Genomic DNA, 25,200 nt, shown 5'->3' on the forward strand with positions numbered 1-25,200 from the left:
GTTCGTTACTCCGTGCCGGCCGCGCCTGAAAACAGCGGCAAGCTCATCAATGCACAGGTGCCGCGCCCCAGTCGGGAACGCAGTTGCAAGTGTCCCTGATGCGCGCGTGCCACAGCCTTGACCACGGTCAGGCCCAGGCCGGTTCCGTTGGTCTTGGTGGTAAAAAAGGGTTCTCCCAGGCGCCGCAGCACCTCAGGGTCGATGCCGCTGCCGCTGTCGCTGATGCACAGGCGCAGCGTGTCTTCGCGACGGTACAGGTGCACCTTGAGCCGCGCGCCGGACGCGCTGGCCTGGGTGGCGTTTTCGATCAGGTTGAGCAGCGCACCTACCAGTGTGTCGCGATTGCACAGCAGCTCGCCCTGGTGGCTGTCGCACTGCCAGCGCACCTGCGCGTCCTGAATGTGGGGGGCGGCCGCAGCCTGCAGCGCGTGCATCAGTTCGGCCGGCGTGATGCGGTCGGTCAGCGGCAATTCTCCGCGAGCAAACACCAGCATGTCGCGAACCTGATGCTCCAGCTCATGCAGGCGCTCCTTGAGGCGCCCGGCAAAACGCTGGTGGGTGGCGGCCGGCAATTGCTCGTCAGTCAAATGACTGGCGTAGATCAATGCCGCCGACAATGGCGTGCGGATCTGGTGCGCCAAAGAAGCGACCATGCGCCCCAGGGACGACAATCGCTCATGGCGTGCCAACTGGTCCTGCAGGTGACGGGTTTCAGTCAGGTCGTTGAGCAGCACCAATTGGCCAGGTTCGGCGTCCAGGGAACGGGTGGAAATCGACAGGCGCCGCCCGTCCTTGAGGGACACTTCATGGCCGTCATCCTCACGCGGGGCGAAGCAACGGGTGATGACGTGACGCCACAGCTCGCCTTCCAGCGGCAGGCCCAACAGGTCGCAGGCGGCCGGATTGGCTTCGCGTACGCGGCCCTGATCGTCGATCACGATCACGCCGCCAGGGAGCAAATCGAGCAGGTTTTGCAGACGGTTGGCCAAGCGCTCTTTCTCAGCCAGTTCCTGCATGCGCTGGGCACTGACTACCGCCAGCTCGCCTTTGAGCTCGCAAACGCGCGCTTCAAGCAGGCTGTAGGAGTCGCTCAGTTGGCTGGACATCTGGCTGAACTGCGAGAACGCCTGTTCAAGACCCTGCCGGGCAAGCGGCTCTGCGGATGGAACAAGCCCCTGGATGGCAGGGGCTGAGGCTAATTGGGCGGCGTGGGGCATGATGCTCTCTCGCTTGGCTGACCGTCAGTTAAACGGAACGTTGCGAGGGCTGTAGCAATACCCGTGCCTAAAAAAATAGGCTTAGTTTTCAGTCAGTTGAAAAACAGGCGTCAATCATCCGCCTGTTCGTCTCCTTCCCGTCGGCTCATGCCGTACTTGCGCATCTTCTCCACCAGGGTGGTGCGACGGATGCGCAGGCGTTCGGCGGCACGGGCGACGATGCCACCGGCGTCATCCAGGGCCTGCTGGATCAGGCCTTGTTCCAGGTTGCCGAGGTAGTCCTTCAGGTCCAGGCCTTCCGGCGGCAGCATGGCGGTGGAACCGAAGTCCGGGGTGTGGCCGTTGATGGCGACCCGTTCTTCCATGTCACTGCGCAGGCTGTCGACCAGTTGCTCGTCTTCGTCGTCGACGTAGCGGAATTTCTTCGGCAGCTCGACCACGCCGATCACACCGTAGGGATGCATGATCGCCATGCGCTCTACCAGGTTGGCCAGTTCTCGCACGTTGCCCGGCCAGCCGTGACGGCACAGGGACATGATCGCGGCGGAGTTGAAGCGAATCGAGCCACGCTTTTCATGTTCCATCCGCGAGATGAGTTCATTCATCAGCAGCGGGATGTCTTCCACGCGCTCACGCAGCGGGGCCATCTCGATGGGGAATACATTGAGGCGGTAGTACAAGTCCTCACGAAAGCTGCCGATCTCGATCATGCTTTCGAGGTTCTTGTGGGTCGCGGCGATGATGCGCACGTCCACGCTCTGGGTCTTGTTGCTGCCGACGCGCTCGAACGTGCGCTCCTGCAAGACGCGCAGCAGCTTGACCTGCATAGGCAGCGGCATGTCGCCGATTTCGTCGAGGAACAGAGTGCCGCCGTTGGCCAGTTCGAACCGTCCGGCACGGCTGGTGATCGCCCCGGTGAAGGCGCCCTTCTCGTGGCCGAACAGTTCGCTCTCCAGCAGCTCTGCCGGGATCGCCCCGCAGTTGACCGGCACGAAAGGCCCGTCGCGGCGCTTGGAGTGGTAATGCAGGTTGCGCGCGACCACTTCCTTGCCGGTGCCCGATTCGCCGAGGATCAGCACGCTGGCGTCGGTGTCGGCCACTTGCTGCATCATCTGGCGTACATGCTGGATGGCACGGCTGGTGCCGACCAGGCTGCGGAACAGGTTGGGTTCGCGGTGACGACCGCGCTCGCGGGCCTGGTCGTACATCTCGCGATAGACCTGGGCACGGTGCAGGGAGTCGAGCAATTTGCTGTAGCTGGGCGGCATTTCCAGGGTGGACAGCACACGGCGGCGCTGGTCTTCCGGCAGGTCCGCCGAAGAATTTTCACCCATCAGCAACACGGGAAGGAACTCATCCCAGGTCGACAGTGTCTTTAACAAGCCCAAAATAGCGCCAGGAGCGTTTACGGTCCCGATCAGCACACAAATGACTTCACGGCTCGACGACAACGAGCTGACCGCCTGCTGCCAGTCGTGGCTGCCGCAGGGCAGATTTTCTTCGCCGAGAAAATTCAAAATCACCGCTAAATCGCGGCGGCGGACGCTATCGTCATCAATCAGCAGAATTTTGGTTTCACGCCACATGCAATAGCAACTTCCCTAGTAAAACTTCCTGCCCCAGTGTAGGGACAATCGAGACGGCCGTAGGACTTCTTACTCTATAGACGTCTGAACTCTGAAAACAGCACTAGTTAAGTGAAAAAAGCTGGCACGGTCAAATTTATGACGCGCCGGTCGGATTAACTGCGTCTGTTCACCCGAACAGATGGTAGACCTTGGACGCATTCTTCGCCTGGTTGATCTGCGACATCTCCTCGAAAATCGCCTGGCGCTCGCCCGTCGTTACCGTCAGCAGTTGCTGGTACACCGCCAGCAGACTCTCCAGCTTCTCCCGCAGCGCACTTTCATCCACCGGGGCCTCATTGAGCACTTCGTCGATCACGCTGCGACAGCCCATATCCAGCTCGCCGATGGCTTCCCAGTTACGTTCCGCCAGCGCGCCGATCAAGGCTTCGCGGGTTTCATCAATGCGTTGCAGTGCGTGGCTCATGACGTGTTCCTCAAGACCCGTGGTCTTATTGTGCGACGCCCTGCGGCGCCCCGATGGCATCCCAGCCTTCTTTCACGGTAATCAGCAGCTGCGCGACTTCGTCGATCATGTCGGCATCGTTGTGCAGATTGGCTTCCATGAGGCGGTTGCTCATGTACACATACAGGCCTTCCAGGCGCTGGACGTATTCCTTGTTGTCGCTTTTTTCCGCATTCAGGCCATCACGAAGGCCGATAATGATATCGGTGGCCTTGCCCAGCATCAGACCCTTCTGAGCAATATCACCGCGCGCCAAGGCGCCCTTGGCTTGTGCCATACGGTCCAGGCCGCCTTCAAGCAGCATCTGTACCAGGCGATGCGGGCTGGCTTCGGAGATCTGGGCGTGGGAATTGACCTTCTGATATTGGCGAAGGGCTCTCATGGGATTCATGTTTCTACCTCGTGACAAGCAACAGCGAGAAGGATTTCACTAACTAATATGTCGACTGGGTTGCAGGAAACTTTAACCCGTCGGCGGCTTGAAGAACAAAGCCCAGGTCAATGAACCTGGGCTTTTTTTCGACCATTCAATCAGTTATCGCTTTTTGAATTACTGATCGCATTGAGCGTGCCGAGAATGCTGTTGCTCTGCTGCCGCAGCTGCGCCACCAAGGTGTCCATGGCGGTGTACTTACGAGTCAGCGCATCCTGCATTGTGGTTATGCGCTCATCCAGGCTGATCTGGTCTTTGTTCAGGTCTTTGAGGCTCTCGGACAACGACGCGGTGCGCGTGGCCAGGATGCCAGTGGACGCCTTCGCGTAGGGCTCGGTCGCCGCCTTCATGCGCGCCAGCAGGCCTGACTTGCCACTGAAGATGCTGTTGATATCCGCCGGATTGCTCAGCACCGCCTTGTCCCATTGCTTGGCGTCGATGCTCAGTGCACCGGTGTCCTGATCGGTACTCACGCCGAACTGCGCTAGGGACTTCAAGGTGCCGTTGCCGGACAACATATTGAACTCGTTGCGGATCGCCGATTGCAGGGTGCGCATGGTCGAGTCGCCGGTCAGCGTTGCCGCGACTGAGTTACCGGCGGCATCCTTGGTCACTTTGGTCTCGGCGTTCATGGCCTTGAGCAGAGCGTTGTAGGTGTCGACAAACCCCTTGACCCCGGACTTCAGTGCGGTAGTGCTGGTGCTTACCGAGATGGTCAGGGCATTGCGAGCCGTGGATGTCGTATCGGAGGGTGTGGTTAAAGGCGACACAGTCAGCAGCTTGATACTCACGCCACTCACGGCATCAGTGATGCTGTTGGACTTGGATTCCGCCGCAATGCCGTCGATGGTGTACTTGGCGTTCTGCGGCACGTCGACCACTTTGTAGCCCGTGTCGATCCCGGAGTTGCCCGACATGGTCAGGTCAGACCCTACCCCGCCGTTGGTGGACGTCAGGATCATCCGCGAACCGTTGGAGTCGGTGAGAATGTTGGCACTCAGACCGGCAGTGCCGAACTGCGAGTTGATCGAATCGCGCACCTGTTGCAAGGTCGCACCGGCCGGCACACTCAGGTCGAAGTTCTTGCCTGACTGGCTGATGGTCAGCGTCGTCGCTTTGCCCGTGCTGTTGACGACCGTGGATTGACCACCGGCAAAACTGGTGGTCGACAGCTTCGAGGGTTTTGCGAGCTGGTTGACGACCAGCGAGAAACTGCCGTTGGCCGCGCCCTGGTTGGCCGTCATAGTGGCGACTTTTTCGTCCGAGGACGTGCCGGTCAAACCACTGAAGCTGTTATCGGTCGCCATGCTGTCCAGCGCGCCGCGGAACGCATCCAGCGCGGCCTGGATCTTGCCGATCGACGACAGCTGGGTCGTTGCCTTTTGCGACTGTGCGTTGATCTGCGCCTGCTTCGGCGCGCGTTCGGCATCCACCAGGGATTTCACAATTGCCTGGGTGTCGAAACCAGACCCCACGCCAGTAATCGTTGTACCCGCCATCATCTTTCTCCTAGTCCGGTGGCTGCCGTTATCTTGACGAATTACGCATCAGACAGTAGCAGCAACAAGTTTCATGCCAGCTCAAGCCTTGTCGTCAAACAGCACATGACTGGCGCTGGACAAGCTCTGCGCCAATTTCAAGGCCGTTTCCGATGGGATCTGGCGGATCACTTCACCGGTGTCGGTGGCAATGACCTTGACCACGACCCTGTGAGTGGAATCATCAATGGAAAAATCCAGATTACGCTGGGCCGCTTGTACGAATTCTTTAATGTCGGTGACCGCTTTTTCCAGATCGCCAGGTTTGGCCTTATCCGGGGTTGGTGCAGTCGCTTCAACCTTGCTTTTGTCTTTATCCACAACCACAGGGGCCACAGCGCCTTGAGGGGCGAGCGACGGATAAGACAAGTTCAAATTTACGTTCATGTCCATGCCCAATCTCCTCTGATTGGAAAAGACGAAAGGGCACGTAAACGCGCCCTTCCGTCAGCTACCAAGCGCTTGAATTACTGAAGCAGCTTCAGTACAGCGGATGGCAGTTGGTTAGCCTGCGACAGGATCGCGGTCGAAGCCGACTGCAGGGTTTGCTGCTTGGTCAGCTCAGCGGCTTCGGAAGCGAAGTCGACGTCCTGAACAGTACTACGGGCAGCAGTGGTGTTTTTCTGGATGTTGGTCAGGTTATCCACAGTGCTGGTCAGACGGTTCTGAACAGCACCCAGACCCGAACGGGCGCTGGAGATGGAAGCGATAGCCTGGTCGATCACGGACACAGCGTTCTGTGCCTTGGTGGCGTCGGTCACGTCGGTTTGCGACACGGTGGTCTTGGCCGAAGCAGCCGAAGTACCGGCACCGAAGATACCAGTCACACCAGCGCCTTCCAGGGAGTAGCCCTTGGAGGAGTTCAGGTTCACAGCACCGGTAGCGATGATGCCGTCAGCCAGGGCGGTAGCAGTGCCGTAGGTACCCGAACCGTCTTTGGTGGCGACAGTGATGGTACCGGCAGCGGTCGAAGCGCTGAAGGCCAGGTTTTCACCGGTGTCGGATTTAACCGACAGGGTGCCTTTGGACTCATCGTAGTTAACGCTGATACCCAGTTTGGCGGAGTTGGACTTCAGCTGGTCAGCCAGGCTGGCGGTATCGGTCACGCCGACGAACGTAGTGGCTTGGCCGCCAACGGTCATGGTGAACGAAGCAGGAGCAGTAGCAGCACCTGCGCCGACCACGAACTGAGCTTCTGTGCTGGCGGTAGCGCCCAGGCCACCGATGGCGCCGTTCAGTTGGGCAGCGATGGTTTTGGCCGAAGCAGCAGCCGCTACGGTGACGCTGCTAGTCTGGCCGTTACCGGTTACAGCGATTGCGCCGCCAGCAACACCGGCACCTGGGGTGATGCCAATGCTCTTGACTTGCTGCGAACCAATGTTGTTGGCCGCAACGTTGTCCAGGCTGACGTTGATGGTTTCGTTAGCGTTGGCGCCAACCTGGATGGCTTTGGTACCGTACGAACCGTCCAGCAGTTTCTGGCCACCGAAAGTGGTGGTTTGCGAGATACGGGTCAGTTCCGAAGTCAGAGCCTGGTATTCGTCGTTGTTCGACTTACGGTCGTCGGTGCTCAGGGAGCCGGTAGCCGAGGACAGAGCCAGGGTACGCATTTTTTGCAGAATGTCGGTCGAAGCCTGCATTGCGCCTTCAGCGGTCTGCGCGATGGAGATACCATCGTTGGCGTTCTTCACTGCTTGACCCAGGCCGTTGATCTGGCTGGTCATACGGGTAGCGATACCCAGGCCGGCAGCGTCGTCTTTAGCGCTGTTGATACGCAGGCCCGAAGACAGGCGCTGCATGGAAGTGGCCAGGGCGGTGCCAGCTTTGTTCAGGTTGCCCTGAGTGGAGACGGAAGCAATGTTGGTGTTTACTGTTAAAGCCATGACGAAATCCTCGTTGGATGGATACTGCGGCTTCCGGCCCTGGCAACTGCCGGGTGTGGCCTAGAGAACCTACGTAATAGTTATCGTCGTGGTAGCCGGTTGCTTGAGGGTTTTTTTGATTTTTTTTACTGGCGTGGTGCCACCCCTTGCAATTCAAGGGTTTAGCCCGAGCCCCAGCGTCGATTTCACGGGCTTTTTTGGCGCCAAATAAAAAACGCCGATGATTTTTCAATCATCGGCGTTTGCATTTACCAGAGAAGCCGTCTACTGAAACGTCACGGTCGATAGAGAATCGCCGATCCCCACGACAGGCCCACACCGAAACCACTGATCGCCACGCGCTTCCAGGTGGCGTCCATCACGTGCTTTTCCAGCAGCAACGGAATGCTCGACGACACAGTGTTGCCGGTCTCGACCATGTCCTTGATGAACTTGTCCACCGGTGCGTCTTCGAAACGACGGGCCACCGCGTCGACAATCGCCGCACTGCCCTGGTGAATGCAGAACGCATCGATGTCATCGGCCTTGAGCTCCGATTCATTGAGCAGCTCGTGCAAATGCGCCGGCACCTTGAGCAGGGCAAAGTTGAACACCTGCCGACCGTTCATGAAGAACACGCCGTCGCTGACCTTCAGGTGCGGCGCGCCGGAACCGTCGGTGCCGAACTTGGACTTGCCCAGCTGCCACGAAGCGTCTTCGCCCATCCAGGTCGCGGTGGCGGCATCGCCGAACAGCATGGTGGTGTTGCGATCTTCCGGGTCGACAATCTTCGAATACGGGTCGGCGGTGATCAACAGGCCGTTTTTCAGGCCGGTGGCTTCCATGAAGCCCTTCATCGCGTAGATGCCGTAGACGTAACCGGAGCAGCCCAGGGAAATATCGAACGCGGCGACGTGGGTCGGCAGGCCCAGTTTGTCCTGGACGATAGCGGCGGTATGGGGCAAGCCCTCCTCGTCGCCGTTCTGGGTCACGACGATCAGCGCGTCAATCGACTCGCGCTTGAGATCCGGGTTGTTGGCAAACAAGGCGTTGACCGCTTCGACACACAGATCGGAGGTTTCCTGCGCGGCTTCCTTGCGCGGCAGGAACGCCGAACCGATCTTGCCAATGATGAACTCTTCATCCTTGGCGAATTTGGCACCCTGGGCGTAGTTATCGATACCGTCCGCCGGCACGTAACTGGCGATGCTTTTTATGCCAATCATTGTGGCTTCCCAATACTAAATAGCTGGAGAACACCCCAAGGCCGACGCCTGGGGTGCTGACAATAAAGGGGGTAACCCCATAAAAATCTCGCTGAAAGCCGCCCCGCAAGGACCCTGTGACGACTTATCCTTTTCACACGATACAGTGAAGATGCGCTTTATGACTCACAGGTCACTCAATTTTCTGCGGTTTATGCAAAACCTTTAAACAATTGAGCCCCAAAAACGACTGCGGCCCAACCTGTTTCCAGGCTGGGCCGCGGCGTTCACGCGCTGAAATTACATCTTATTGAACAGGCTCAACTGCGAGATCTTCACGAACGCCAGTTGCGAGGCTTGCAGCATGGTCTGCTGCAGCGACAGGTTGATTGCCGCCTCGCCCATGTCGATGTTGGCCAAGTCGCTCATCGTGCTGGTGTTGGCGATACCAATGCTGGCGTTTTCGTCGGACTGGATAGTCAACGCCTGGCCTCGCGCACCGATGGAGCCCCGCACGTTGACGATCTGGGACGTCGAATTGGCCAGGTTGGCGATGGACGTATCCAGTACGTCCTTCAGCTTGACGGTCGCCGCCGGGTTGCCATCGGCCGGCAGCTCCAGGGCATGACGCAACTGCCCCAGGGTATCGAGTGCATTCTGGGTCTTCTGGGTGTTGGCCCCGACGGAGAACTGATCACCCGGCTGCGGTGGCCCGGCACTCACATCGAAGGTCACGCCGGCCGCTGTCACCGTGGTACCGCCACCGGTATCACCGGTGGCAATGGTCTTGCTGTCGGTGGTGTACGGCTGGGCATACACCTCATAGGCCGTGGCACTGGTGAACTTGATGATCGCGCCGCTGTTGGTTGGAAAGGTGCTGGCATAGTCCGTCTGGTTTGACACACGAGCCCCGGTCAGTTGGGCGTTTGAGGCGTTGCTCGGCGTGCGCGAGACGCTGAAGGTGTCGGGTTTGGACTCCAGGCTGAACGTACGGTCCTTGACCAGCGCATCGGAGGGCGCGCCTGGCGCGACATCGTCGCCCAGCTTCAGGGTGATATCGAACTTCACACCACGCAGCGCAACGCTGGAGCTGCCTTCTTTGGAGGCATCGAACGTGCCGTTGCCGGGGATTTCGGAAGTGATATCGGTACCGTTTTTATCCTCCACCTTAAATTGCGTACTGCTGGTGAACGTGAGCTTGTATGGCTGGCCATCGGCAAATTTATTCGAGTAGTCAGCGCTCGACGTGACCAGGCCGGCGGACAGGGCCACCTTGTTGTCGTTGACAGTCGGCGGCACCGTCTGAGGCACCGGCGCCAGCCACGGGGCCTGGGTACGACCCGAGTTGGCCGCGCCTTCCAGGACAGTCTTGCCGGTATCGCCGGCGTTGATCGTCAGCGTATTGGAAACCTGCAGGCTCAGCGGTGTTTCATCACCCTGATAGCTGTAGGTCCCATCGTTGTTACGCGTATAAGGCGGAGTCTGGGTTTTGGAGCCGGAAAACAGATAGTTACCGGAAGAGTCTTTGCTGTTGAGCAAACCCAGCACCTGATCCTCGATCGCCCCCACTTCGCTGGCGATCGAGCGTCGATCCGCGTCGCTGACCGAACCACCGGCACGCAGCGCCAATTCAGTGGCGCGCTGCATGGCATCGCTGATCGCGCCCAGCACGCTCTCTTCGTTGGTCAGCTTGTCCTTGAGGCTGGTGATATTGCCGTTGTACTGGGTCAGCATGTCTTTCTGCTGCTGCAGCATCAACAAACGTGCCGCCGCCACCGGGTCATCCGCGGCGGTTTGCACGCGCACGCCGCTGCTGGCCTGGTCCTGGGCTTTCACCACGCCGGAATAGTTGTTCGAGTACTTGGTGGAACTGGTCTCGAAATACTGCTGGGTAGAAATGCGCATCGTCCCTGGCTCCCTTAAAGACTATTGATCAGCGTGCTGAAGGTTTCTTGCGCAGCCTTGATGATCTGCGACGACGCGGTGTAGTACTGCTGGAACTTGATCATGTCACCGGCCTCTTCATCCAGGTTGACCTGGGACACCGAATTGCGCGCGTTTTTATTGGCGGTTAACAGCGCGCCGGTGGCGCTGGTGTCGGTGCCGGCCGCAGCAGCCTTGGCACCGACGGTCGACACCAGCTTACTGTTGGCCCCTACCAGGCTGGTGCCGCCGGTGCCATCAGCCGCCGTGCCAATGGTTGCCTTGGTCTGCAGATTCAACAGTTGCAACGCATTGCGGTTGTCCGACTTGCCGCCGGCATTGAACGAGAAGGAAGTGCTGTCACCATCCGCTGGCACCCCGCCCACCGTGGTATCAAAACTGAAACTGGTGGCCGGCACTACCAATGCGCCGCTGGCATCGCGCATCGGCACATTAATGGTGACTTTGTTGCCCTGCCCCGGAACGATAGTCCCGCTGCCGATCGGATTACCCTGGGAATCATTGAGCTTATACGGCTGGGTGCCATCTGCCGCGGGCTTGCCGAACACCATCTTCACCGGCATCGAGTTTTCAATGCCGACGCGCAACTGAGCAGTGGCGGCGCCGCCCTGGATATCCAGGGGTACGGTCAGCGCCGGCGGTGTGAAGTTGCCGGTGCCCTGGTTGGTTTTGCTGGCTTCGCCCAGCAGCGGCGCGGCAAAAGCGAGCTTGGTAGGGTCGGTGAGAACGGTGCCGATTTCCTTCGCGCCGTTAGCTGTGGGGCTGACCTTGAAGCTGTCACCGGCCTGGACCGCACCACTCTTGACCGCCAGCGTGAACCCATCAATGACCGGCGGCGGCGTGGCGCTGAGGTCGTAAACCCCCATGGCCTTGCCGTCGGAACGCAGCACGGTCGCCTTGGTGAGGTCGGTGCTGTCGTTGAAGGAAACCTTGTAATCGTAATTGGTCAGCTTGCTGGTGTCTTTGATCGTCACGCCCAAGGCGCCATTACCGAGATTGCCTTGGGCAGCCTGGCTACGCAGGGCAACGGCCGACGCACTGTTAATGTCCGTGAACAACGAGGAGCCGAACTCACCGTTGAGGTCCAGGCCCTGGCCCAGCTGACTGTTGACCACATCAGCCGTCGTCACTGCAATGCGGCCCAGGTCATTGATCGCCGGGATCAGCGCATCGCTGCGATAACGCAACAGGCCACCGATGCTACCGCCGCTGATCACGTTGCCTAGATCGAGCTTGGTGCCGCCGGGTGCATTCAGCTCAATGGTGTACTGGCTGGTATCGCCTCTGCTCGGCACGGCGGAAATGGTGCTGAACTGGTCGCCCAGGACCAGGGACTGACCACTGCCGGTGCTGACACTGAACACGCCATTCTTTTCGACTGCGGTCACGCCGATCAATTCGTTGAGAGAACGCACGGCCTCGGCGCGGGAGTCGAGCAGGTTGGCGGGTGTGGTGTTGGTCGAACCCTGCGCCTGATTGATCTGCTTGTTGAGCGAGGCAATCGAGGCAGTCAATTGGTTGACCTGATCGCTCATTGAAGTCAACTGACCATTGATGGTCTCTTTCTGCTGGCTCAACTGCGAGGAAATCGCGTTGAAGCGATTGCTCAACGTCTGAGCGTTGGTGATCATCACCTGGCGGGCGGTCACGTCGCTTGGGTTGCTTGCCGCCGTCTGCACCGCGGCAAAAAACGAACTGAGCACCGCCGACATGCCGGTCGTCTTGTCCGATAAGGTCTTGTCGATAGCACTGACCTGATCCTGATAAGCCTTGGCATCGCCGTTGAGCGCGGTGCTGTTCTGATAAGCAGTGTCCAGAAATTCGTTATACACCCGGCGCACATCGGCCAGAGTGGTACCGCTGCCGATGTACACGCCGCCGAACTGGTTCACGGCGTTCGCGCTTTGCGTGGTCTGCTGACGCGAATAGCCTGCGGTATTGGCGTTGGCGATGTTGTTACTCAAGACCGACAACGATCCTTGAGCGGCGTTAAGCCCCGACATCCCGATATTGAGCAAACTCATGGTTCAGACCTTATAAAAGAGTGGTCGCGCCCGCGGCGGCGTAATTCTGGTAACTGTTCATCGAATTGGCGATCTGCGAAATCTTGTTGGCGTAGTTAGGGTCGGTGGCGTACCCCGCCTTTTGCAACTCGCGTACAAAGCGTTCTGGGTTATCGGCCGATTTCACCACGTCTTTATAGCGATCATTGCTTTGCAGCAACGTCACCAGGTCGTGGAAGCTGTCCTGATAGGAATCGTAGGAGCGGAACTGCGCGGTCTCCTTGACCATCGCCCCATCGCGAAACTCGCTGGTAATCGCACGTGCCTGGCCGCCCTGCCAGCTCTTGCCGGCCTTGATGCCGAACAGGTTGTGGCTGCTGGTTCCGTCCTGGGCACGCATCACCGATTTGCCCCAACCGGTTTCCAGGGCGGCCTGGGCCACCAGGTACTTCGGATCGATGCCGATACGCTTGGCGGCCGCTTCGGCCATCGGCAGCATGGTGGCGACAAATTCGTCCTGGGAGCTAAACGCCTTCTTGGGCGGCGCCAACGGTGGTTGGGCCACGGCGCGGCCATAGACCTGCATGCTGCCGTTGGCCGCGGCAACGCTGCGTGCGCCGCTGTTGATCACGTTGTCCTGCAAGGCGCTGTTGCGCAGCGGCGCGGCCTTGGCCTCGGTGGCAACCTGGGCGCTCGGCACGATGCCGGCCAACAGCCGACCGGTCAGCTTGCTCGGCAAGGCAATGCGGCGCTGGTTCATCAGTTCCATGTCGTTGCCGTGGCTGGCTGCGGCGCCGGCTTGAGGCTCGGCGACACGGAACGCCCACAGCGGACGTTGGCCATTGGAGCGTCCAAGCGGACCGTCGGCCTGGGTACCGGCGGCGATCTCGGTCGGCACATCGACTTTCTTGACCGCTTCGGCCGCTGCAGGCCCCTGCAATGTAGCCGCCTGCGCGTCCACCGGTTTGGTCTTCTGCATCTGGCGCATCAGCACGTCGGCCAGGCCAATGCCGCCGCCCTCGCGGGACAGCGAGACCGCCAGTTGCTGGTCGTACATTTCCTGGTACTGCTTGGCCGCCGGGGTGTTCATCGGGTTGTCTTTGCCCAGCGCTTCGGTAGCCGACCGCATGGATTTGAGCATTTCGCTCAGGAACAGCGACTCGAACTCCTGCGCCACTTTGCGCATGTTGCCTTCGCTGTTCTTGTCACCGACCTTGAGCTGGTTAAGCCGGTTCAGGTCGGAGTAAGACCCCGAGTCCGCCGTGCTGCTGATTCCGCTTTTATGCATATCCATGGCCATGGCCTCAGATGACGATCAGGTCGGCCTGCAAGGCGCCGGCCTGTTTCAAAGCTTCAAGGATCGCCATCAAGTCGCCGGGCGCCGCGCCCACCTGGTTCACCGCGCGGACAATTTCGTCCAGGGTGGTGCCGGGGCCGAATTTGAACATCGGCTTGGCTTCTTGCTGAGCGTTGACCCGCGAGCGTGGCACCACCGCCGTCTGGCCGTTGGACAACGGCCCAGGCTGGCTGACGATCGGGTCTTCGGTGATGGTCACCGTCAGGCTGCCGTGGGTCACCGCCGCCGGCGAAACCTTGACGTTCTGGCCGATCACAATGGTACCGGTACGCGAGTTGATGATGACTTTGGCCACCGCCTGGCCTGGATCGACTTCCAGGTTTTCCAGAATGGACAGGTAGTCCACGCGCTGGCTTGGGTCCAGCGGCGCGGTCACGCGGATCGAACCGCCGTCGATGGCCTGGGCAACGCCTGGGCCGAGCATGTCATTGACCTTGTCGACCACGCGCTTGGCGGTGGTGAAATCCGAGCGGTTGAGGTTCAAGGTCAGGCTGTTGCCCTGATTGAAACCGCTGGGCACGGTGCGTTCCACCGTGGCCCCGCCGGGGATGCGACCGGCCGATGGCACGTTGACGGTGATCTTGGAACCGTCGCGACCTTCGGCGTCGAACCCGCCCACCACCAGGTTGCCCTGGGCGATGGCGTAGACATTGCCGTCAATACCCTTGAGGGGCGTCATCAGCAAGGTACCGCCGCGCAGGCTTTTGGAGTTACCGATGGACGATACCGTGATGTCCACCACCTGGCCCGGCTTGGAGAACGCCGGCAAATCGGCACTGATCGACACCGCCGCGACGTTTTTAAGCTGCACGTTGCCCGACCCCGGCGGCACTTTAATGCCGAACTGCGAGAGCATGTTGTTGAAGGTCTGCAGGGTAAACGGGGTCTGGGTGGTCTGGTCACCCGTACCGTTGAGCCCCACCACCAGGCCATAGCCGATCAACTGGTTGGAGCGCACGCCGGAAATACTGGCGATGTCCTTCAAGCGCTCGGCCTGGGCGACAGCGCTCAAGGAGAGCAGGAGTGCCGCCGCCATCAGCTGTTTGAATTTCAAAGTGGCCACCTAGAAAGGGAACAGCGGGCTGAGGAAGAACCGGTCGAACCAGCCCGGCTGGCTCGCGTCGGCAAACGCGCCGGTGCCGGAGTAGGTAATACGCGCGTCGGCAATGCGGGTCGACGGCACAGTGTTATCGGTGGAGATATCGTCGGCACGCACCATGCCGGCAATCCGCACCAGCTCGTCGCCGGTGTTGAGGGTCATCCACTTCTCACCGCGCACGGCGATGATGCCGTTGGGCAACACGTCGGCCACCGTCACGGTGATCGACCCCGTCAGGCTGTTGCCCTGCCCCGCCGCGCTCTTGCCGTTGGTGGCGCGATCGCCGCTGTAGCCGGCATTCAGGCTCAAGTCGCCGTCACCCAGCGGGTTGTTGGTGTTGGGAATGGCACCGAACAACGAGGTCAGGCCAATCCCTGCCTTGCTGGTCTTGCCGACCTGGGAGTTGGCGTTCTTGCTGGCCTGGGTCTTCTCGTTCAGGGTAATGGTGATGATGTCACCGACCCGGAAGGCCTTGCGGTCGCTGTACAGGTTCTGTTCGAAACCGGCCTGGTAGATCGAGCCGTTGTTGGCCGCCGCCGGCAGCGGTGTGCGTGGCAACACCGGCGCGTAGTACGGGTCATTGGGTTTTGGCGTCGGGGCGACACAGCCCGCGAGCACGGCGATCCCACTCAATGCCAGAACGGAAACATAGCGATTCATGACCCTTACCTCACGGTGTTGCAGGCGCCGTCAGGGCGCCCCATAGACTTGATTACAGATTCTGCGTTACGAACGAGAGCATCTGGTCGGCGGTGGAGATCACCTTGGAGTTCATCTCGTAAGCGCGCTGGGTGGTGATCATGTTGACCATCTCTTCCACGGTGCTGACGTTGGAGGTTTCCAGGGTGCTTTGCAGCGTGGTGCCGAAACCGTTCAGGCCAGGGGTGCCGATCTGTGGCGCGCCGCTGGAGGCGGTTTCCAGGAACAGGTTGTTGCCCGTTGCCTGCAGGCCCGCCGGGTTGATGAAGTCGGCGGTCTGCAGGTTGCCGATCACCTGCGAGGCCGGGTTGCCGGCCACGGTGATGGACACGGTGCCATCGTTGCCGACGGTGAAAGTCTTGGCATCGGCCGGCACCACAATCGCCGGTTCCAGGGCAAACCCGTTGGCGGTAACGATCTGACCGTTGGAGTCCAGGTGGAATGTGCCGTCACGGGTGTAGGAAGTAGTGCCGTCCGGTTGCAGGATCTGGAAGAAGCCACGGCCGTTGATGGCCATGTCCAGCGGCTGGCCGGTCTGTTGCAGGTTACCGGCGCTGAAATTCTTCTGGGTGCCGACGATCTGTACACCGGTACCCAGTTGCAGGCCCGACGGCAACTCGCTGTCCTGGGTCGACTGGGCGCCCGGCTGTTTCTTGATCTGATAGAGCAAGTCCTGGAACTCGGCGCGGTCACGTTTGAAACCCGTGGTCGACACGTTGGCCAAGTTGTTGGAAATGGTGGTCAGGTTGGTGTCCTGGGCGGACAGACCGGTTTTGGCAACCCATAGAGCCGGAAGCATATCGTTCTCCTTCGTGCGCCTGTTTGTTGGCGCTGCGCTGCAAAATTAGTGGTTCAGTGAAACCGCAATCAGCTCATCTGCATGACGCGCGTCATGGCCTGGTCGTCTTCCTTGGCGCTGTTCATCATCTTGACGTGCAGCTCGAACTGTTTGGAAAGCGCCAGCACCGCCGTCATCTCTTCCACGGCATTGACGTTGCTCGCCTGCAGGAACCCCGAGGTCAGCCTGACGCCCGCATCGGCCTGGGCCGGTTGGCCATCCTTGGTATGGATGGTGCCATCCAGGCCTTTATTCATGTTCTTCAAGTCCGGCTGAACCAGCTTGATGCGGTCCACTTCGGCCATTACCCGCGGGCCTTCGCCCATGGCGCGGATGCTGATGGTGCCGTCGGCGCCGACTTCGATTTTCTGCTGCGGCGGCACCGCGATCGGGCCACCGTTGCCCATGATCGGCATGCCGTTACCGGCACGCAGCACGCCCAGGGCGTCCACGTTCATGCTGGCGCTGCGCACATAAGCTTCGCCGCCGTCCGGGGTCTGCACGGCCATCCAGCCGTTGCCGTTGACGGCCACGTCGAGGTCGCGCCCTGTCTCGATCATCGCGCCGGGGCTGAAGTCGGTGGCGGGACGCTCGGTCATGGCAAAAGCCCGCGCCGGAAAGCTGTCACCAAACACCGGCATCGAACGCGCCTGCTCAAGGTCACGTTGGAAACCGTTGGTGGAAATGTTCGCCAGGTTGTTGGCATGGGCCTTCTGCGCCAGAGCATTCTGGCTGGCGCCGGTCATTGCCACGTAAAGGTACTTGTCCACGCTCTTTCCTCTTTCTGACGGACGCTTGCCGCCCACCGCTGTACTGATGAGGCTTAAGCAATTAGCGAACCAACTTTTGAAAAGTCAGGAAAGTCCAGGCGGGACGGGGGTTTGGCGGCAAGCCTCAATAAAGGCGCCGGGGTGGGAGTCGAAAAAACGGCGGACTTATGCCGCTTACGGCAAGTACCCGGGCTACGGGTGACAGAGAACCCATGTGGGAGGAGGCTTGCCCCTCCCTCATTTGTGCCCCCGCTGTGCCAGTTGATTATTTTTCGGTCTTGAAGATGTCGTAATCGCGCAATTTGTTGGCGACGGTGGTGTGGGATACCCCCAGTCGCTTGCCCAATTGCCGACTGCTCGGGTGCTCGGCGTACAGGCTCTCCAGCACCGCCTTCTCGAAACGCCCGACGATCGCCTCCAAGCTGCCCTCCAGGGAAAAATCGCCAAGCGGCTGACGCACGCCGTAATCCGGCAAGCGAATATGCTCAGCCTTGACCGTGCCGCCCTCGCACAACGACACCGCCTGAAACAGCACGTTTTCCAGCTGCCGCACATTGCCCGGCCAATGGTAATGGCTGAGGCGATCCATCGCCGCCGGCGCCAACCTGGGCAGCGGGCAGCCAATCTGGCGGCTGGCCTGGTCGAGAAAGTGCTCCACCAGCGGCGCGAGGCCGTCGAGGCATTCGCGCAGCGGCGGGATGTGCAGCGACAGCACATTGAGGCGGTGATAAAGGTCCTGGCGGAATTCGCCGCGCGCGCAGAGTTCGGACAGATCCACCTGGGTGGCGCAGATCACCCGCACATCCAGGTAGACCTCCTCGTCACTGCCGACACGACGGAAGCAACCGTCCTGCAAAAAGCGCAGCAATTTCACCTGCAGGCGCGCGCTCATTTCACCTACGCCATCCAGAAACAACGTACCGCCCGCAGTCAGCTCCAACAGCCCCAACTTGCCTTCGGCCCGCGCGCCTTCGAAGGCACCGGGGCCGTAACCGAACAGTTCGGTCTCGGCCATCGACTCGGGCAGGCCGGCGCAATTGAGCGCCATCAGCGGCGATTGCCCGCGCGGACTGGCCAAGTGGCAGGCGCGGGCCAACAGTTCCTTGCCGGTACCGGTTTCGCCTTCTATTAATAGAGGGGCGTCCAACGGGGCCATACGGCGTGCTTCACGCACCACCGCAGCCATGACCTTGGAGCTTTGGAAAATACTGTCAAACCCGCGCAGCTCCTGCTTGCGCACATTGTAGATACGCTCGCCGACGCGGTCAGCGCGGTGCAGGGTCAGCACGGCACCGGCCATGGCTTCACTGTCATCGTGCTCGGAGGATTGCAGCGGCGCGATATCCGCCAGGAACACGTCGCCCTTGACCTTGACCCGCAAGCCGTTGATCCGCGACTTGCTGGCGCGCACCAGTTCCGGCAAATCGAAATCCTCGGCGTAGCGCGACAGCGGGATACCGGGCACCTCATCGACCCGCACGCCGAGTAACTGCGCCGCTGCGCGGTTGGCCGCCACGATGGAGCCGCCCATGTCGATCGACAGCACCGGAAACTCCAGCGCGCCCAGCAAGGCGTTGAGTTCCATGTGTCGCCGCTCGCTGGGCATCAGCCCGACCCGCTTGACGCCGAACACCCCGGCAATCGCTTCGAACTGCGGGCGCAGGGCTTGAAACTGCATATTCACCAGGTTCGGGCAGAACAGGTAGATGGCATTGCCGTGCTCGCCGCCGACCTCGCCCTTGGCGACGTTGACGCCGTATTCCACCAACAGGTTGAGAATGTCCCGCAGGATGCCGATGCGGTTCTGGCAATGCACTTTGATACGCATGAAAGAGGCCCGAAAAGTGGGGAGGCGCCGCGGCTTTTTGTCGCTGGGCGCAGATAGTCGTCAAGATTATGTGACAGTCCAGGCACATTTCCCAGCCCGACACTGCGCGCAACGGCGTGTGCGTAACGATTAGTTTACGAATATCAGTAAATATTCCTACGCAGGCGCGCAGCAGGTGGCTGGCACGCAAGCCTGAACGGGTTATCAATAGACCCATCGCAGGACATAACAAGAATGAATGCCTAGCAGGAGAGCCGTATGAAGCAGACGCACTACGTGGCCCGCGAGCCCGACGCGCAAGGTTTTATCCACTACCCGCCGGAAGAACATGCGGTGTGGAACACCCTGATCACACGTCAGTTGAAGGTGATTGAGGGCCGCGCCTGTCAGGAATACCTGGACGGCATCGACAAGCTCGGTCTGCCCCTTGACCGCATTCCGCAACTGGGCGAGATCAACCAGGTGTTGCCCGAGACCACCGGCTGGCAGGTCGCCCGCGTGCCGGCGCTGATTCCCTTCCAGACTTTTTTCGAATTACTCGCCAGCAAACAGTTTCCGGTGGCCACTTTTATTCGCACCCGTGAAGAATTGGACTACCTGCAAGAGCCGGATATTTTCCACGAGATCTTCGGCCACTGCCCGCTCCTGACCAACCCCTGGTTCGCCGAATTCACCCACACTTACGGCAAGCTCGGCCTGGCGGCGACCAAGGAGCAACGGGTCTACCTGGCGCGCCTGTACTGGATGACCATCGAGTTCGGTCTGGTAGATACCCCGGCCGGCCGGCGCATCTACGGCGGCGGGATTCTGTCGTCGCCCAAGGAGACGGTGTACAGCCTGTCCTCCGAGCCCGAGCATCAAGCCTTCGACCCGTTGGAAGCGATGCGCACGCCGTACCGCATCGACATCCTGCAACCGCTGTACTTCGTGCTGCCTGACCTCAAGCGTCTGTTCGAGGTGGCGCAGGAAGACATCATGGGCATGGTCGAGCGCGGCATGCAGTTGGGTCTGCATGCGCCGAAATTTGCGCCCAAACCAAAGGCCGCTTGAACCGCGCCTTTTAAGGCCAGGTGAGTCTGTTCCCTGGCCGCGCGTTGCTTTAGGGTAACGCCACTGACCTCTACCTATTCGAATTCAGGACACTTGCACATGACCACCTTGAACCAAGCCCACTGCGAAGCCTGCCGCGCCGATGCCCCGCAAGTCAGCGACGAAGAACTGCCGGTGCTGATCAAGCAGATCCCCGACTGGAACATCGAGGTGCGTGACGGCGTGATGCAGCTGGAAAAGGTTTTCCTGTTCAAGAACTTCAAGTTTGCCCTGGCCTTTACCAACGCCATGGGTGAGATCTCCGAAGCCGAAGGCCATCACCCTGGCCTGCTGACTGAATGGGGCAAAGTCACCGTGACCTGGTGGAGCCACTCCATCAAGGGCCTGCACCGCAACGACTTCATCATGGCCGCGCGCACCGATGAAGTGGCCAAGACCGCCGAGGGCCGCAAGTAATGCATTTCAACGCCATTGGCCGCGTGCCCGGCGATCCGATCCTGGGGCTGATGGACCTGTACGCCCAGGATGCCAATCCGAACAAGTTCGACCTGGGCGTGGGCGTGTACAAGGACGACCAGGGCCTGACGCCGATTCCGCCGTCGGTAAAACTTGCCGAACAGCGCCTGGTAGACCGGCAAACCACCAAGACCTACATCGGCGGTCACGGTGACGCCGCGTTCGGCCAACTGATCAGCGAGCTGGTGCTGGGCGCCGACTCCGCGCTGTTGCACGGGCGGCGTGCCGGCGCGACCCAGACGCCGGGCGGCACCGGCGCGCTGCGTTTGAGTGCCGACTTTATCGCCGCCAACCTGCCGGGCCGTGGTGTCTGGCTGAGCAACCCGACCTGGCCGATCCACGAAACCATCTTCGCCAAGGCCGGGCTCAAGGTCAGCCATTACCCCTACGTGGGCGCCGATAACCGCCTGGATGTGGCGGCGATGCTGGCCACCCTCGCCACCGTGCCGCAAGGCGATGTGGTGCTGCTCCATGCCTGCTGTCATAACCCGACCGGCTTCGATCTGTCCCACGACGATTGGCGCCGGGTGTTGGAGATCGTGCGCGAACGGCACCTGCTGCCGCTGATCGACTTCGCCTACCAGGGCTTCGGCGATGGCCTGGAGCAGGACGCGTGGGCCGTGCGCCTGTTTGCCGCCGAACTGTCGGAAGTGCTGATCACCAGTTCCTGCTCGAAGAACTTCGGCCTCTATCGCGACCGTGTCGGCGCGCTGATTGTATGTGCGGCGGATGCCGAGAAGCTCACGGATGTGCGCAGCCAATTGGCCAACATCGCGCGCAATCTGTGGTCGACCCCGCCGGATCACGGCGCGGCGGTGGTGGCGACCATCCTCGGCGATGCCCAGCTGAAACAGCAGTGGAGTGAGGAAGTCGAAGCCATGCGGGCGCGCATTGCGCAGTTGCGCTCCGGGCTGGTGGAGGCTCTGACACCTCACGGTTTATCCGAGCGGTTCGCGCACATTGGCGCGCAACGCGGGATGTTTTCCTATACCGGCCTGAGTGCCGAGCAGGTCAAGCAACTGCGCGAGAAGCACAGCGTGTATATGGTCAGTTCGGGAAGGGCCAATGTGGCTGGGATTGATGCGACACGCTTGGCGTTGCTGGCCGAGGCGATTGCCGACGTCTGCAACTGAACACTGCGCATCTAAGTCAGTCACCGGTTGACTGATACACCGCTATCGGGGGCAAGCCCCCTCCCCCATTTGGTCGCATTCCAATGTGGGAGGGAGCTTGCCCCCGATGGCGATCTGAAGTTACAGAATGTGTGCCTGAGCCACCTCGGCCTTCAGTTGCGCTTCTTTGGCCTGGGCGTCCGCCAGCCGATACAACTCGATACTGCCATCCCAATGTTCAATCAACGCCGTGCACGACTCCACCCAGTCCCCGCAGTTGAGGTAATCCACCTCGCCCACCTTGCGAATCTCCGCGTGGTGGATATGCCCGCACACCACCCCATGCAGTTCACGCCGCGTCACTTCATGGGCGATCGCTTCTTCAAAATCGCTGATGAAACTCACCGCCGTCTTGACCTTATGCTTGAGATACGCCGACAGCGACCAGTAGCCATAACCATAGCGCGCGCGCCAGTGGTTTAACCAGCGGTTCAAGGTGAGGGTAAATTCGTAGGCTGAGTCGCCGAGAAACGCCAGCCAGCGGTGATAACGGGTAATCACGTCAAATTGGTCGCCGTGAATCACCAGCAGGTGGCGACCATCGGCGGTCACATGCACGGCTTCGTCGACCAACTGGATATTGCCCAGGATCAGCTTGGAATAACGGCGCAGGAATTCATCGTGGTTACCGGTGACGTAGATCACCTCAGTGCCACGCTTGGCCATGGTCAGCAGACGGCGGATCACGTTGGTATGCGCCTGGGGCCAGTACATGCCGCCGCGCATTTTCCAGCCGTCGATAATGTCGCCCACCAGATAGACCTTGTCGGCATGGTAGCCCTTGAGAAACTGCGAGAGATGTTCAGCCTGGCAATCCCGGGTGCCCAGATGCACATCGGAGATCCACAGGGTACGCACCCGTTGCTTGCGGCTGGGCTTGGCGAACTCGGCACTGGTCATGGGCATCCCTCGACGGTGTTTTCGCGAGCTTGCGCCATGGCGGTTAATGCCCCATGACAAGTGTGGGTCAGTCTGATGACAGCGACCGGCGCCCGCGATGCGTTGTAGACTGGCGCCTCGCCGCCCAGGAGACCGTGATGAGACCGTCCCTCACCCTACGCCACTACCTCGAAGCGCCCATCGCCCACAGCCATGAGCATGCGCAACTGGTGTTCGGGCTGTCCGGCCATCTGGACCTGGAGGTCGATGGTCATGGCAGCCAGGTGCGCGAGAGCAGCGTGATGGTGCTGCCCTACTCCGCCCACCATGCCTGTGGCAGTCGCGATGGCAGTCGCTGCCTGGTGCTGGACGTACCCACCGAACACTGGGTAGTGCAGTCTCTGGGCGAGCACGCGGACGCCAGCCGCCGGCTGCTTGACCAGCCGGCGCGCCTGGCCCTGGATGCCCGCCAGCACCAGCTGGTGCAGTGGCTCGCCCAGAGCCCGGTGGACGACCCGCTGATGGTGCAGCAAGGCGCGGTATTGCTGCTCGCCAGCCTCAACCATCCGCAGGCCCAGCCCGTGCCAGGTCGACGCCTGCCTTATGCAGCCTTCAATGCGCATATCGAGCGGCACGTGTCACACCCTCTGCAGGTGGCCGACCTGGCGCGCATCGCCGGCCTGTCGGTGGCACGCCTGCATGCGCGATTTGTCGCCGAGTGCGGTCAGACGCCCATGGACTACATCCGCAGCCGTCGCCTGCACAAGGCACGGCGCCTGCTGCAGGACACGGCGCTGCCCATCGGTGAAATCGCCGAGCGCGTCGGCTATGCCTCGCAAAGCGCATTCGCGGCCGCCATGTTGCGTGAGTTCGGCGCGTCTCCCGGAACCTTGCGGCGCTCGTCATAGTGCGAGTCCTGCGCTAAAACGCGCGAGCCCCACGACAGACGCCCGCCACCCCAAGCCACTAGACTGCGAGCTGTCACTCTCGTGGTTTGAAGGATCGCAATGACTCCCCGCACAGCCCTGGGCGCCCTGCATATCGGCGCATTGATGTTTGGCCTCACCGGCGTATTCGGCAAACTGGCGGCTGCCTCGCCGGCGATCATCGTATTCGGCCGGGCGCTGTTCGCGGTGCTTGCCCTGGCGATGTTCGCCCGGTTCGCCAGCCGCACCCCATGGAAGCGCCTTGAGCGCCGCGATGGGCGGCGGCTGCTGCTCAGCGGCGTGTTGCTGGCGGCCCACTGGGTAACGTTCTTTATCGCGGTGAAGGTGGCGGGCGTAGCGGTGGCGACGCTGGGCTTTACCGCGTTCCCGGCCTTCACCGTGATCCTGGAAGGGTTGATTTTTCGCGAACGTATCCGCGCCAACGAAGGGCTGCTCGTGGTGCTGGTCACAGTCGGCCTGGTGCTGGTGACACCCGACTTCAACCTGGCCAGCGAGGCCACGGGCGGTCTGCTCTGGGGCATCGCTTCGGGTTTGCTGTTTTCCCTGTTGTCGTTGAACAACCGTGCCGGCTCCGGGCGCATCCCGGCGGTGCAGGCGGCACTGTGCCAGAACCTGGTGGTAGCGGTGTGCCTGTTGCCGGTGGCGGCTCCGGGCCTGGCGGATGTGCGCGCGCTGGATTGGTTGTGGATCGGCCTGCTCGGGGTGTTCTGCACCGGCCTGGCCCACAGCTTGTTCGTGGCGAGCCTGGCGGTCATCAAGGCGCGCACGGCGTCGGTGGTGTTTGCCATGGAGCCGGTCTACGGCATCACCGCCGCATGGCTGCTGTTTGCCGAAACCCCTACCCTGCGCATGCTGTTGGGCGGTGCGTTGATCATCGTCGCGATCGTGATTTCCGGCCTGATGGGCAGCGCCGCCCCGGCCAAACAGCCCACCGCAGCCGCCTGATCTATACTCCTGGCATCCGCAACAGTCTGTCGTCGTTCAACGGATATCGATTCCTCGACGACAGCCAGGGCATGTTCCGCCATTGCTGCCGGCGCGGGGTCGCTCCCTTAACGCTACGCAGGAATTGATCATGGAAATGCTCATCAATGTATTGGTTCAGATCATCAGCGGCATCATTGGCGGCAATATCGCCGGCATGACCAAACAGAGCCTGGGGACCGGGCTCAACACGCTGCTCGGTGGCGTCGGCGGATTGCTGCTGGGCCAGGTCGTCGCCGCGCTGACCGGCACCTCAGGCGGCGAACCGCTGGATGTCGCGGCCATCGGCGGCAACATCGCCGGCGGCGGTGTCGGTGGCCTGGTGCTGACCTGGGTGGTCGGCTTCATCAAGCAAAAGATGACCGCCAAATAGCAATCACGGTCGCCGTGCCGTTCGCTGCGGTGACCGTTTTTTTATTGCGTCCGGTCGTTGTGGCCAAGGTCGCGCGCCGGGTCGATCTGGTCACGTACGCGCTTTTTAAGCTCCTTGGCTTCGGGAAAACCGCCATCGGCTTTACGCTCCCAGAGCTGCACGCCGTCGCAGGTGATCTGAAACGCCCCACCGGTTGCAGGCACCAGCGAGACTTTGCCCAGGTCATCGGCAAATGTGCTCAACAGCTCCTGGGCCAGCCACGCGGCGCGCAGCAACCACTGGCATTGGGTGCAATACGTGATGACGACCTCGGGTTTGATCGAAGACATAATTTGACAGGTTCCTGGCATGACGGGCGCGAAGGATCGGGTGGCTATAATAGCCGCCTTTATCGT

24 protein-coding genes are annotated in these 25,200 nt (G+C 60.8%); 6 read left to right on the top strand and 18 right to left on the bottom strand.

What is annotated here, in order from left to right; translation table 11 throughout:
- Positions 1–5 precede the first annotated feature (5 nt).
- The 16 genes from PSH94_RS17790 to PSH94_RS17865 form a co-directional block, all read right to left on the bottom strand.
- Positions 6–1,217: a PAS domain-containing sensor histidine kinase gene (locus PSH94_RS17790; RefSeq protein WP_181075858.1), complete on the bottom strand. Its 1,212-nt coding sequence runs from the start codon at positions 1,215–1,217 to the stop codon at positions 6–8.
- Positions 1,218–1,327: 110 nt separating this feature from the next.
- Positions 1,328–2,803 (bottom strand): sigma-54 dependent transcriptional regulator, encoded by a 1,476-nt coding sequence (locus PSH94_RS17795; protein WP_181075861.1) that lies wholly within the window; start codon positions 2,801–2,803, stop codon positions 1,328–1,330.
- Between the two features lie 169 nt (positions 2,804–2,972).
- Positions 2,973–3,269: a flagellar protein FliT gene (fliT, locus tag PSH94_RS17800; RefSeq protein WP_181075863.1), complete on the bottom strand. Its 297-nt coding sequence runs from the start codon at positions 3,267–3,269 to the stop codon at positions 2,973–2,975.
- A gap of 25 nt (positions 3,270–3,294) precedes the next feature.
- Positions 3,295–3,699 (bottom strand): flagellar export chaperone FliS, encoded by a 405-nt coding sequence (gene fliS / locus PSH94_RS17805; RefSeq protein WP_181075865.1) that lies wholly within the window; start codon positions 3,697–3,699, stop codon positions 3,295–3,297.
- A gap of 140 nt (positions 3,700–3,839) precedes the next feature.
- A complete protein-coding gene (gene fliD / locus PSH94_RS17810; RefSeq protein ID WP_181075867.1) occupies positions 3,840–5,240 on the bottom strand; it encodes a flagellar filament capping protein FliD in 1,401 nt (466 codons plus the stop codon).
- A gap of 81 nt (positions 5,241–5,321) precedes the next feature.
- A complete protein-coding gene (locus PSH94_RS17815; RefSeq protein ID WP_181075869.1) occupies positions 5,322–5,672 on the bottom strand; it encodes a flagellar protein FlaG in 351 nt (116 codons plus the stop codon).
- A gap of 74 nt (positions 5,673–5,746) precedes the next feature.
- A complete protein-coding gene (locus PSH94_RS17820; protein WP_253508763.1) occupies positions 5,747–7,162 on the bottom strand; it encodes a flagellin in 1,416 nt (471 codons plus the stop codon).
- 275 nt (positions 7,163–7,437) lie between these two features.
- Entirely contained in the window at positions 7,438–8,367 is a 930-nt protein-coding gene (locus tag PSH94_RS17825) for a ketoacyl-ACP synthase III (protein ID WP_181075873.1), read from the bottom strand.
- A 279-nt stretch (positions 8,368–8,646) separates the two neighbouring features.
- On the bottom strand, positions 8,647–10,251 hold the full coding sequence (locus PSH94_RS17830; protein WP_181075874.1) for a flagellar hook-associated protein 3: 1,605 nt from the start codon (positions 10,249–10,251) through the stop codon (positions 8,647–8,649).
- A 14-nt stretch (positions 10,252–10,265) separates the two neighbouring features.
- Entirely contained in the window at positions 10,266–12,314 is a 2,049-nt protein-coding gene (gene flgK, locus PSH94_RS17835) for a flagellar hook-associated protein FlgK (RefSeq protein WP_181075876.1), read from the bottom strand.
- 10 nt (positions 12,315–12,324) lie between these two features.
- Complete coding sequence (gene flgJ / locus PSH94_RS17840) at positions 12,325–13,593, bottom strand: flagellar assembly peptidoglycan hydrolase FlgJ (protein WP_305435498.1); 1,269 nt, start codon at positions 13,591–13,593, stop codon at positions 12,325–12,327.
- Positions 13,594–13,597: 4 nt separating this feature from the next.
- A complete protein-coding gene (locus PSH94_RS17845; RefSeq protein ID WP_034099860.1) occupies positions 13,598–14,686 on the bottom strand; it encodes a flagellar basal body P-ring protein FlgI in 1,089 nt (362 codons plus the stop codon).
- A gap of 27 nt (positions 14,687–14,713) precedes the next feature.
- The gene (gene flgH / locus PSH94_RS17850) at positions 14,714–15,409 is read right to left on the bottom strand and encodes a flagellar basal body L-ring protein FlgH (protein WP_181075879.1); all 696 of its coding nucleotides are present in this window, start codon (positions 15,407–15,409) and stop codon (positions 14,714–14,716) included.
- Between the two features lie 52 nt (positions 15,410–15,461).
- Positions 15,462–16,247 carry a flagellar basal-body rod protein FlgG gene (gene flgG / locus PSH94_RS17855; protein ID WP_181075881.1) on the bottom strand — a complete coding sequence of 262 codons (786 nt, stop codon included), beginning with the start codon at positions 16,245–16,247 and terminating at the stop codon, positions 15,462–15,464.
- A 68-nt stretch (positions 16,248–16,315) separates the two neighbouring features.
- The gene (locus tag PSH94_RS17860; protein ID WP_181075883.1) at positions 16,316–17,056 is read right to left on the bottom strand and encodes a flagellar basal body rod protein FlgF; all 741 of its coding nucleotides are present in this window, start codon (positions 17,054–17,056) and stop codon (positions 16,316–16,318) included.
- A 265-nt stretch (positions 17,057–17,321) separates the two neighbouring features.
- The gene (locus tag PSH94_RS17865; RefSeq protein ID WP_181075885.1) at positions 17,322–18,884 is read right to left on the bottom strand and encodes a sigma-54-dependent transcriptional regulator; all 1,563 of its coding nucleotides are present in this window, start codon (positions 18,882–18,884) and stop codon (positions 17,322–17,324) included.
- 258 nt (positions 18,885–19,142) lie between these two features.
- Between PSH94_RS17865 and phhA the strand changes: the two genes are divergently transcribed.
- The 3 genes from phhA to PSH94_RS17880 all read left to right on the top strand — a co-directional run bounded on the left by phhA (position 19,143) and on the right by PSH94_RS17880 (position 21,583).
- Complete coding sequence (phhA, locus tag PSH94_RS17870) at positions 19,143–19,934, top strand: phenylalanine 4-monooxygenase (protein ID WP_305435499.1); 792 nt, start codon at positions 19,143–19,145, stop codon at positions 19,932–19,934.
- 99 nt (positions 19,935–20,033) lie between these two features.
- Positions 20,034–20,390 carry a 4a-hydroxytetrahydrobiopterin dehydratase gene (locus tag PSH94_RS17875; protein ID WP_003192995.1) on the top strand — a complete coding sequence of 119 codons (357 nt, stop codon included), beginning with the start codon at positions 20,034–20,036 and terminating at the stop codon, positions 20,388–20,390.
- On the top strand, positions 20,390–21,583 hold the full coding sequence (locus PSH94_RS17880; protein WP_305435500.1) for an amino acid aminotransferase: 1,194 nt from the start codon (positions 20,390–20,392) through the stop codon (positions 21,581–21,583). Before PSH94_RS17875 ends, PSH94_RS17880 begins: the two co-directional genes overlap by 1 nt.
- A 120-nt stretch (positions 21,584–21,703) precedes the next feature.
- On the opposite strand, the gene PSH94_RS17885 is transcribed toward PSH94_RS17880, so the two are convergent.
- Entirely contained in the window at positions 21,704–22,522 is an 819-nt protein-coding gene (locus tag PSH94_RS17885) for a UDP-2,3-diacylglucosamine diphosphatase (protein WP_253508770.1), read from the bottom strand.
- 137 nt (positions 22,523–22,659) lie between these two features.
- Here PSH94_RS17885 and PSH94_RS17890 point away from each other — a divergent pair, with 137 nt between their 5' ends.
- The 3 genes from PSH94_RS17890 (at position 22,660) to PSH94_RS17900 (ending at position 24,805) form a co-directional block, all read left to right on the top strand.
- Positions 22,660–23,409: an AraC family transcriptional regulator gene (locus tag PSH94_RS17890; RefSeq protein ID WP_305435501.1), complete on the top strand. Its 750-nt coding sequence runs from the start codon at positions 22,660–22,662 to the stop codon at positions 23,407–23,409.
- A 99-nt stretch (positions 23,410–23,508) separates the two neighbouring features.
- Positions 23,509–24,393, top strand: coding sequence for a DMT family transporter (locus PSH94_RS17895; protein ID WP_253508773.1), 885 nt, complete (start codon positions 23,509–23,511; stop codon positions 24,391–24,393).
- Between the two features lie 130 nt (positions 24,394–24,523).
- A complete protein-coding gene (locus PSH94_RS17900; protein WP_181075896.1) occupies positions 24,524–24,805 on the top strand; it encodes a hypothetical protein in 282 nt (93 codons plus the stop codon).
- Positions 24,806–24,846: 41 nt separating this feature from the next.
- On the opposite strand, the gene PSH94_RS17905 is transcribed toward PSH94_RS17900, so the two are convergent.
- Positions 24,847–25,134: a SelT/SelW/SelH family protein gene (locus PSH94_RS17905; RefSeq protein WP_181075898.1), complete on the bottom strand. Its 288-nt coding sequence runs from the start codon at positions 25,132–25,134 to the stop codon at positions 24,847–24,849.
- Positions 25,135–25,200 lie beyond the last annotated feature (66 nt).

It is taken from the genome of Pseudomonas sp. FP2254 (assembly GCF_030687695.1).
Lineage (GTDB): Bacteria > Pseudomonadota > Gammaproteobacteria > Pseudomonadales > Pseudomonadaceae > Aquipseudomonas > Aquipseudomonas quebecensis.

What these genes read in the sequence shown, in the direction of transcription:
- PSH94_RS17790 (WP_181075858.1), bottom strand. Translation starts at nt 1,217, where the DNA reads ATGCCCCACGCCGCCCAATTAGCCTCAGCCCCTGCCATCCAGGGGCTT.
- PSH94_RS17795 (WP_181075861.1), bottom strand. Translation starts at nt 2,803, where the DNA reads ATGTGGCGTGAAACCAAAATTCTGCTGATTGATGACGATAGCGTCCGC.
- fliT (WP_181075863.1), bottom strand. Translation starts at nt 3,269, where the DNA reads ATGAGCCACGCACTGCAACGCATTGATGAAACCCGCGAAGCCTTGATC.
- fliS (WP_181075865.1), bottom strand. Translation starts at nt 3,699, where the DNA reads ATGAATCCCATGAGAGCCCTTCGCCAATATCAGAAGGTCAATTCCCAC.
- fliD (WP_181075867.1), bottom strand. Translation starts at nt 5,240, where the DNA reads ATGGCGGGTACAACGATTACTGGCGTGGGGTCTGGTTTCGACACCCAG.
- PSH94_RS17815 (WP_181075869.1), bottom strand. Translation starts at nt 5,672, where the DNA reads ATGGACATGAACGTAAATTTGAACTTGTCTTATCCGTCGCTCGCCCCT.
- PSH94_RS17820 (WP_253508763.1), bottom strand. Translation starts at nt 7,162, where the DNA reads ATGGCTTTAACAGTAAACACCAACATTGCTTCCGTCTCCACTCAGGGC.
- PSH94_RS17825 (WP_181075873.1), bottom strand. Translation starts at nt 8,367, where the DNA reads ATGATTGGCATAAAAAGCATCGCCAGTTACGTGCCGGCGGACGGTATC.
- PSH94_RS17830 (WP_181075874.1), bottom strand. Translation starts at nt 10,251, where the DNA reads ATGCGCATTTCTACCCAGCAGTATTTCGAGACCAGTTCCACCAAGTAC.
- flgK (WP_181075876.1), bottom strand. Translation starts at nt 12,314, where the DNA reads ATGAGTTTGCTCAATATCGGGATGTCGGGGCTTAACGCCGCTCAAGGA.
- flgJ (WP_305435498.1), bottom strand. Translation starts at nt 13,593, where the DNA reads ATGGCCATGGATATGCATAAAAGCGGAATCAGCAGCACGGCGGACTCG.
- PSH94_RS17845 (WP_034099860.1), bottom strand. Translation starts at nt 14,686, where the DNA reads ATGGCGGCGGCACTCCTGCTCTCCTTGAGCGCTGTCGCCCAGGCCGAG.
- flgH (WP_181075879.1), bottom strand. Translation starts at nt 15,409, where the DNA reads ATGAATCGCTATGTTTCCGTTCTGGCATTGAGTGGGATCGCCGTGCTC.
- flgG (WP_181075881.1), bottom strand. Translation starts at nt 16,247, where the DNA reads ATGCTTCCGGCTCTATGGGTTGCCAAAACCGGTCTGTCCGCCCAGGAC.
- PSH94_RS17865 (WP_181075885.1), bottom strand. Translation starts at nt 18,884, where the DNA reads ATGCGTATCAAAGTGCATTGCCAGAACCGCATCGGCATCCTGCGGGAC.
- phhA (WP_305435499.1), top strand. Translation starts at nt 19,143, where the DNA reads ATGAAGCAGACGCACTACGTGGCCCGCGAGCCCGACGCGCAAGGTTTT.
- PSH94_RS17875 (WP_003192995.1), top strand. Translation starts at nt 20,034, where the DNA reads ATGACCACCTTGAACCAAGCCCACTGCGAAGCCTGCCGCGCCGATGCC.
- PSH94_RS17880 (WP_305435500.1), top strand. Translation starts at nt 20,390, where the DNA reads ATGCATTTCAACGCCATTGGCCGCGTGCCCGGCGATCCGATCCTGGGG.
- PSH94_RS17885 (WP_253508770.1), bottom strand. Translation starts at nt 22,522, where the DNA reads ATGACCAGTGCCGAGTTCGCCAAGCCCAGCCGCAAGCAACGGGTGCGT.
- PSH94_RS17890 (WP_305435501.1), top strand. Translation starts at nt 22,660, where the DNA reads ATGAGACCGTCCCTCACCCTACGCCACTACCTCGAAGCGCCCATCGCC.
- PSH94_RS17895 (WP_253508773.1), top strand. Translation starts at nt 23,509, where the DNA reads ATGACTCCCCGCACAGCCCTGGGCGCCCTGCATATCGGCGCATTGATG.
- PSH94_RS17900 (WP_181075896.1), top strand. Translation starts at nt 24,524, where the DNA reads ATGGAAATGCTCATCAATGTATTGGTTCAGATCATCAGCGGCATCATT.
- PSH94_RS17905 (WP_181075898.1), bottom strand. Translation starts at nt 25,134, where the DNA reads ATGTCTTCGATCAAACCCGAGGTCGTCATCACGTATTGCACCCAATGC.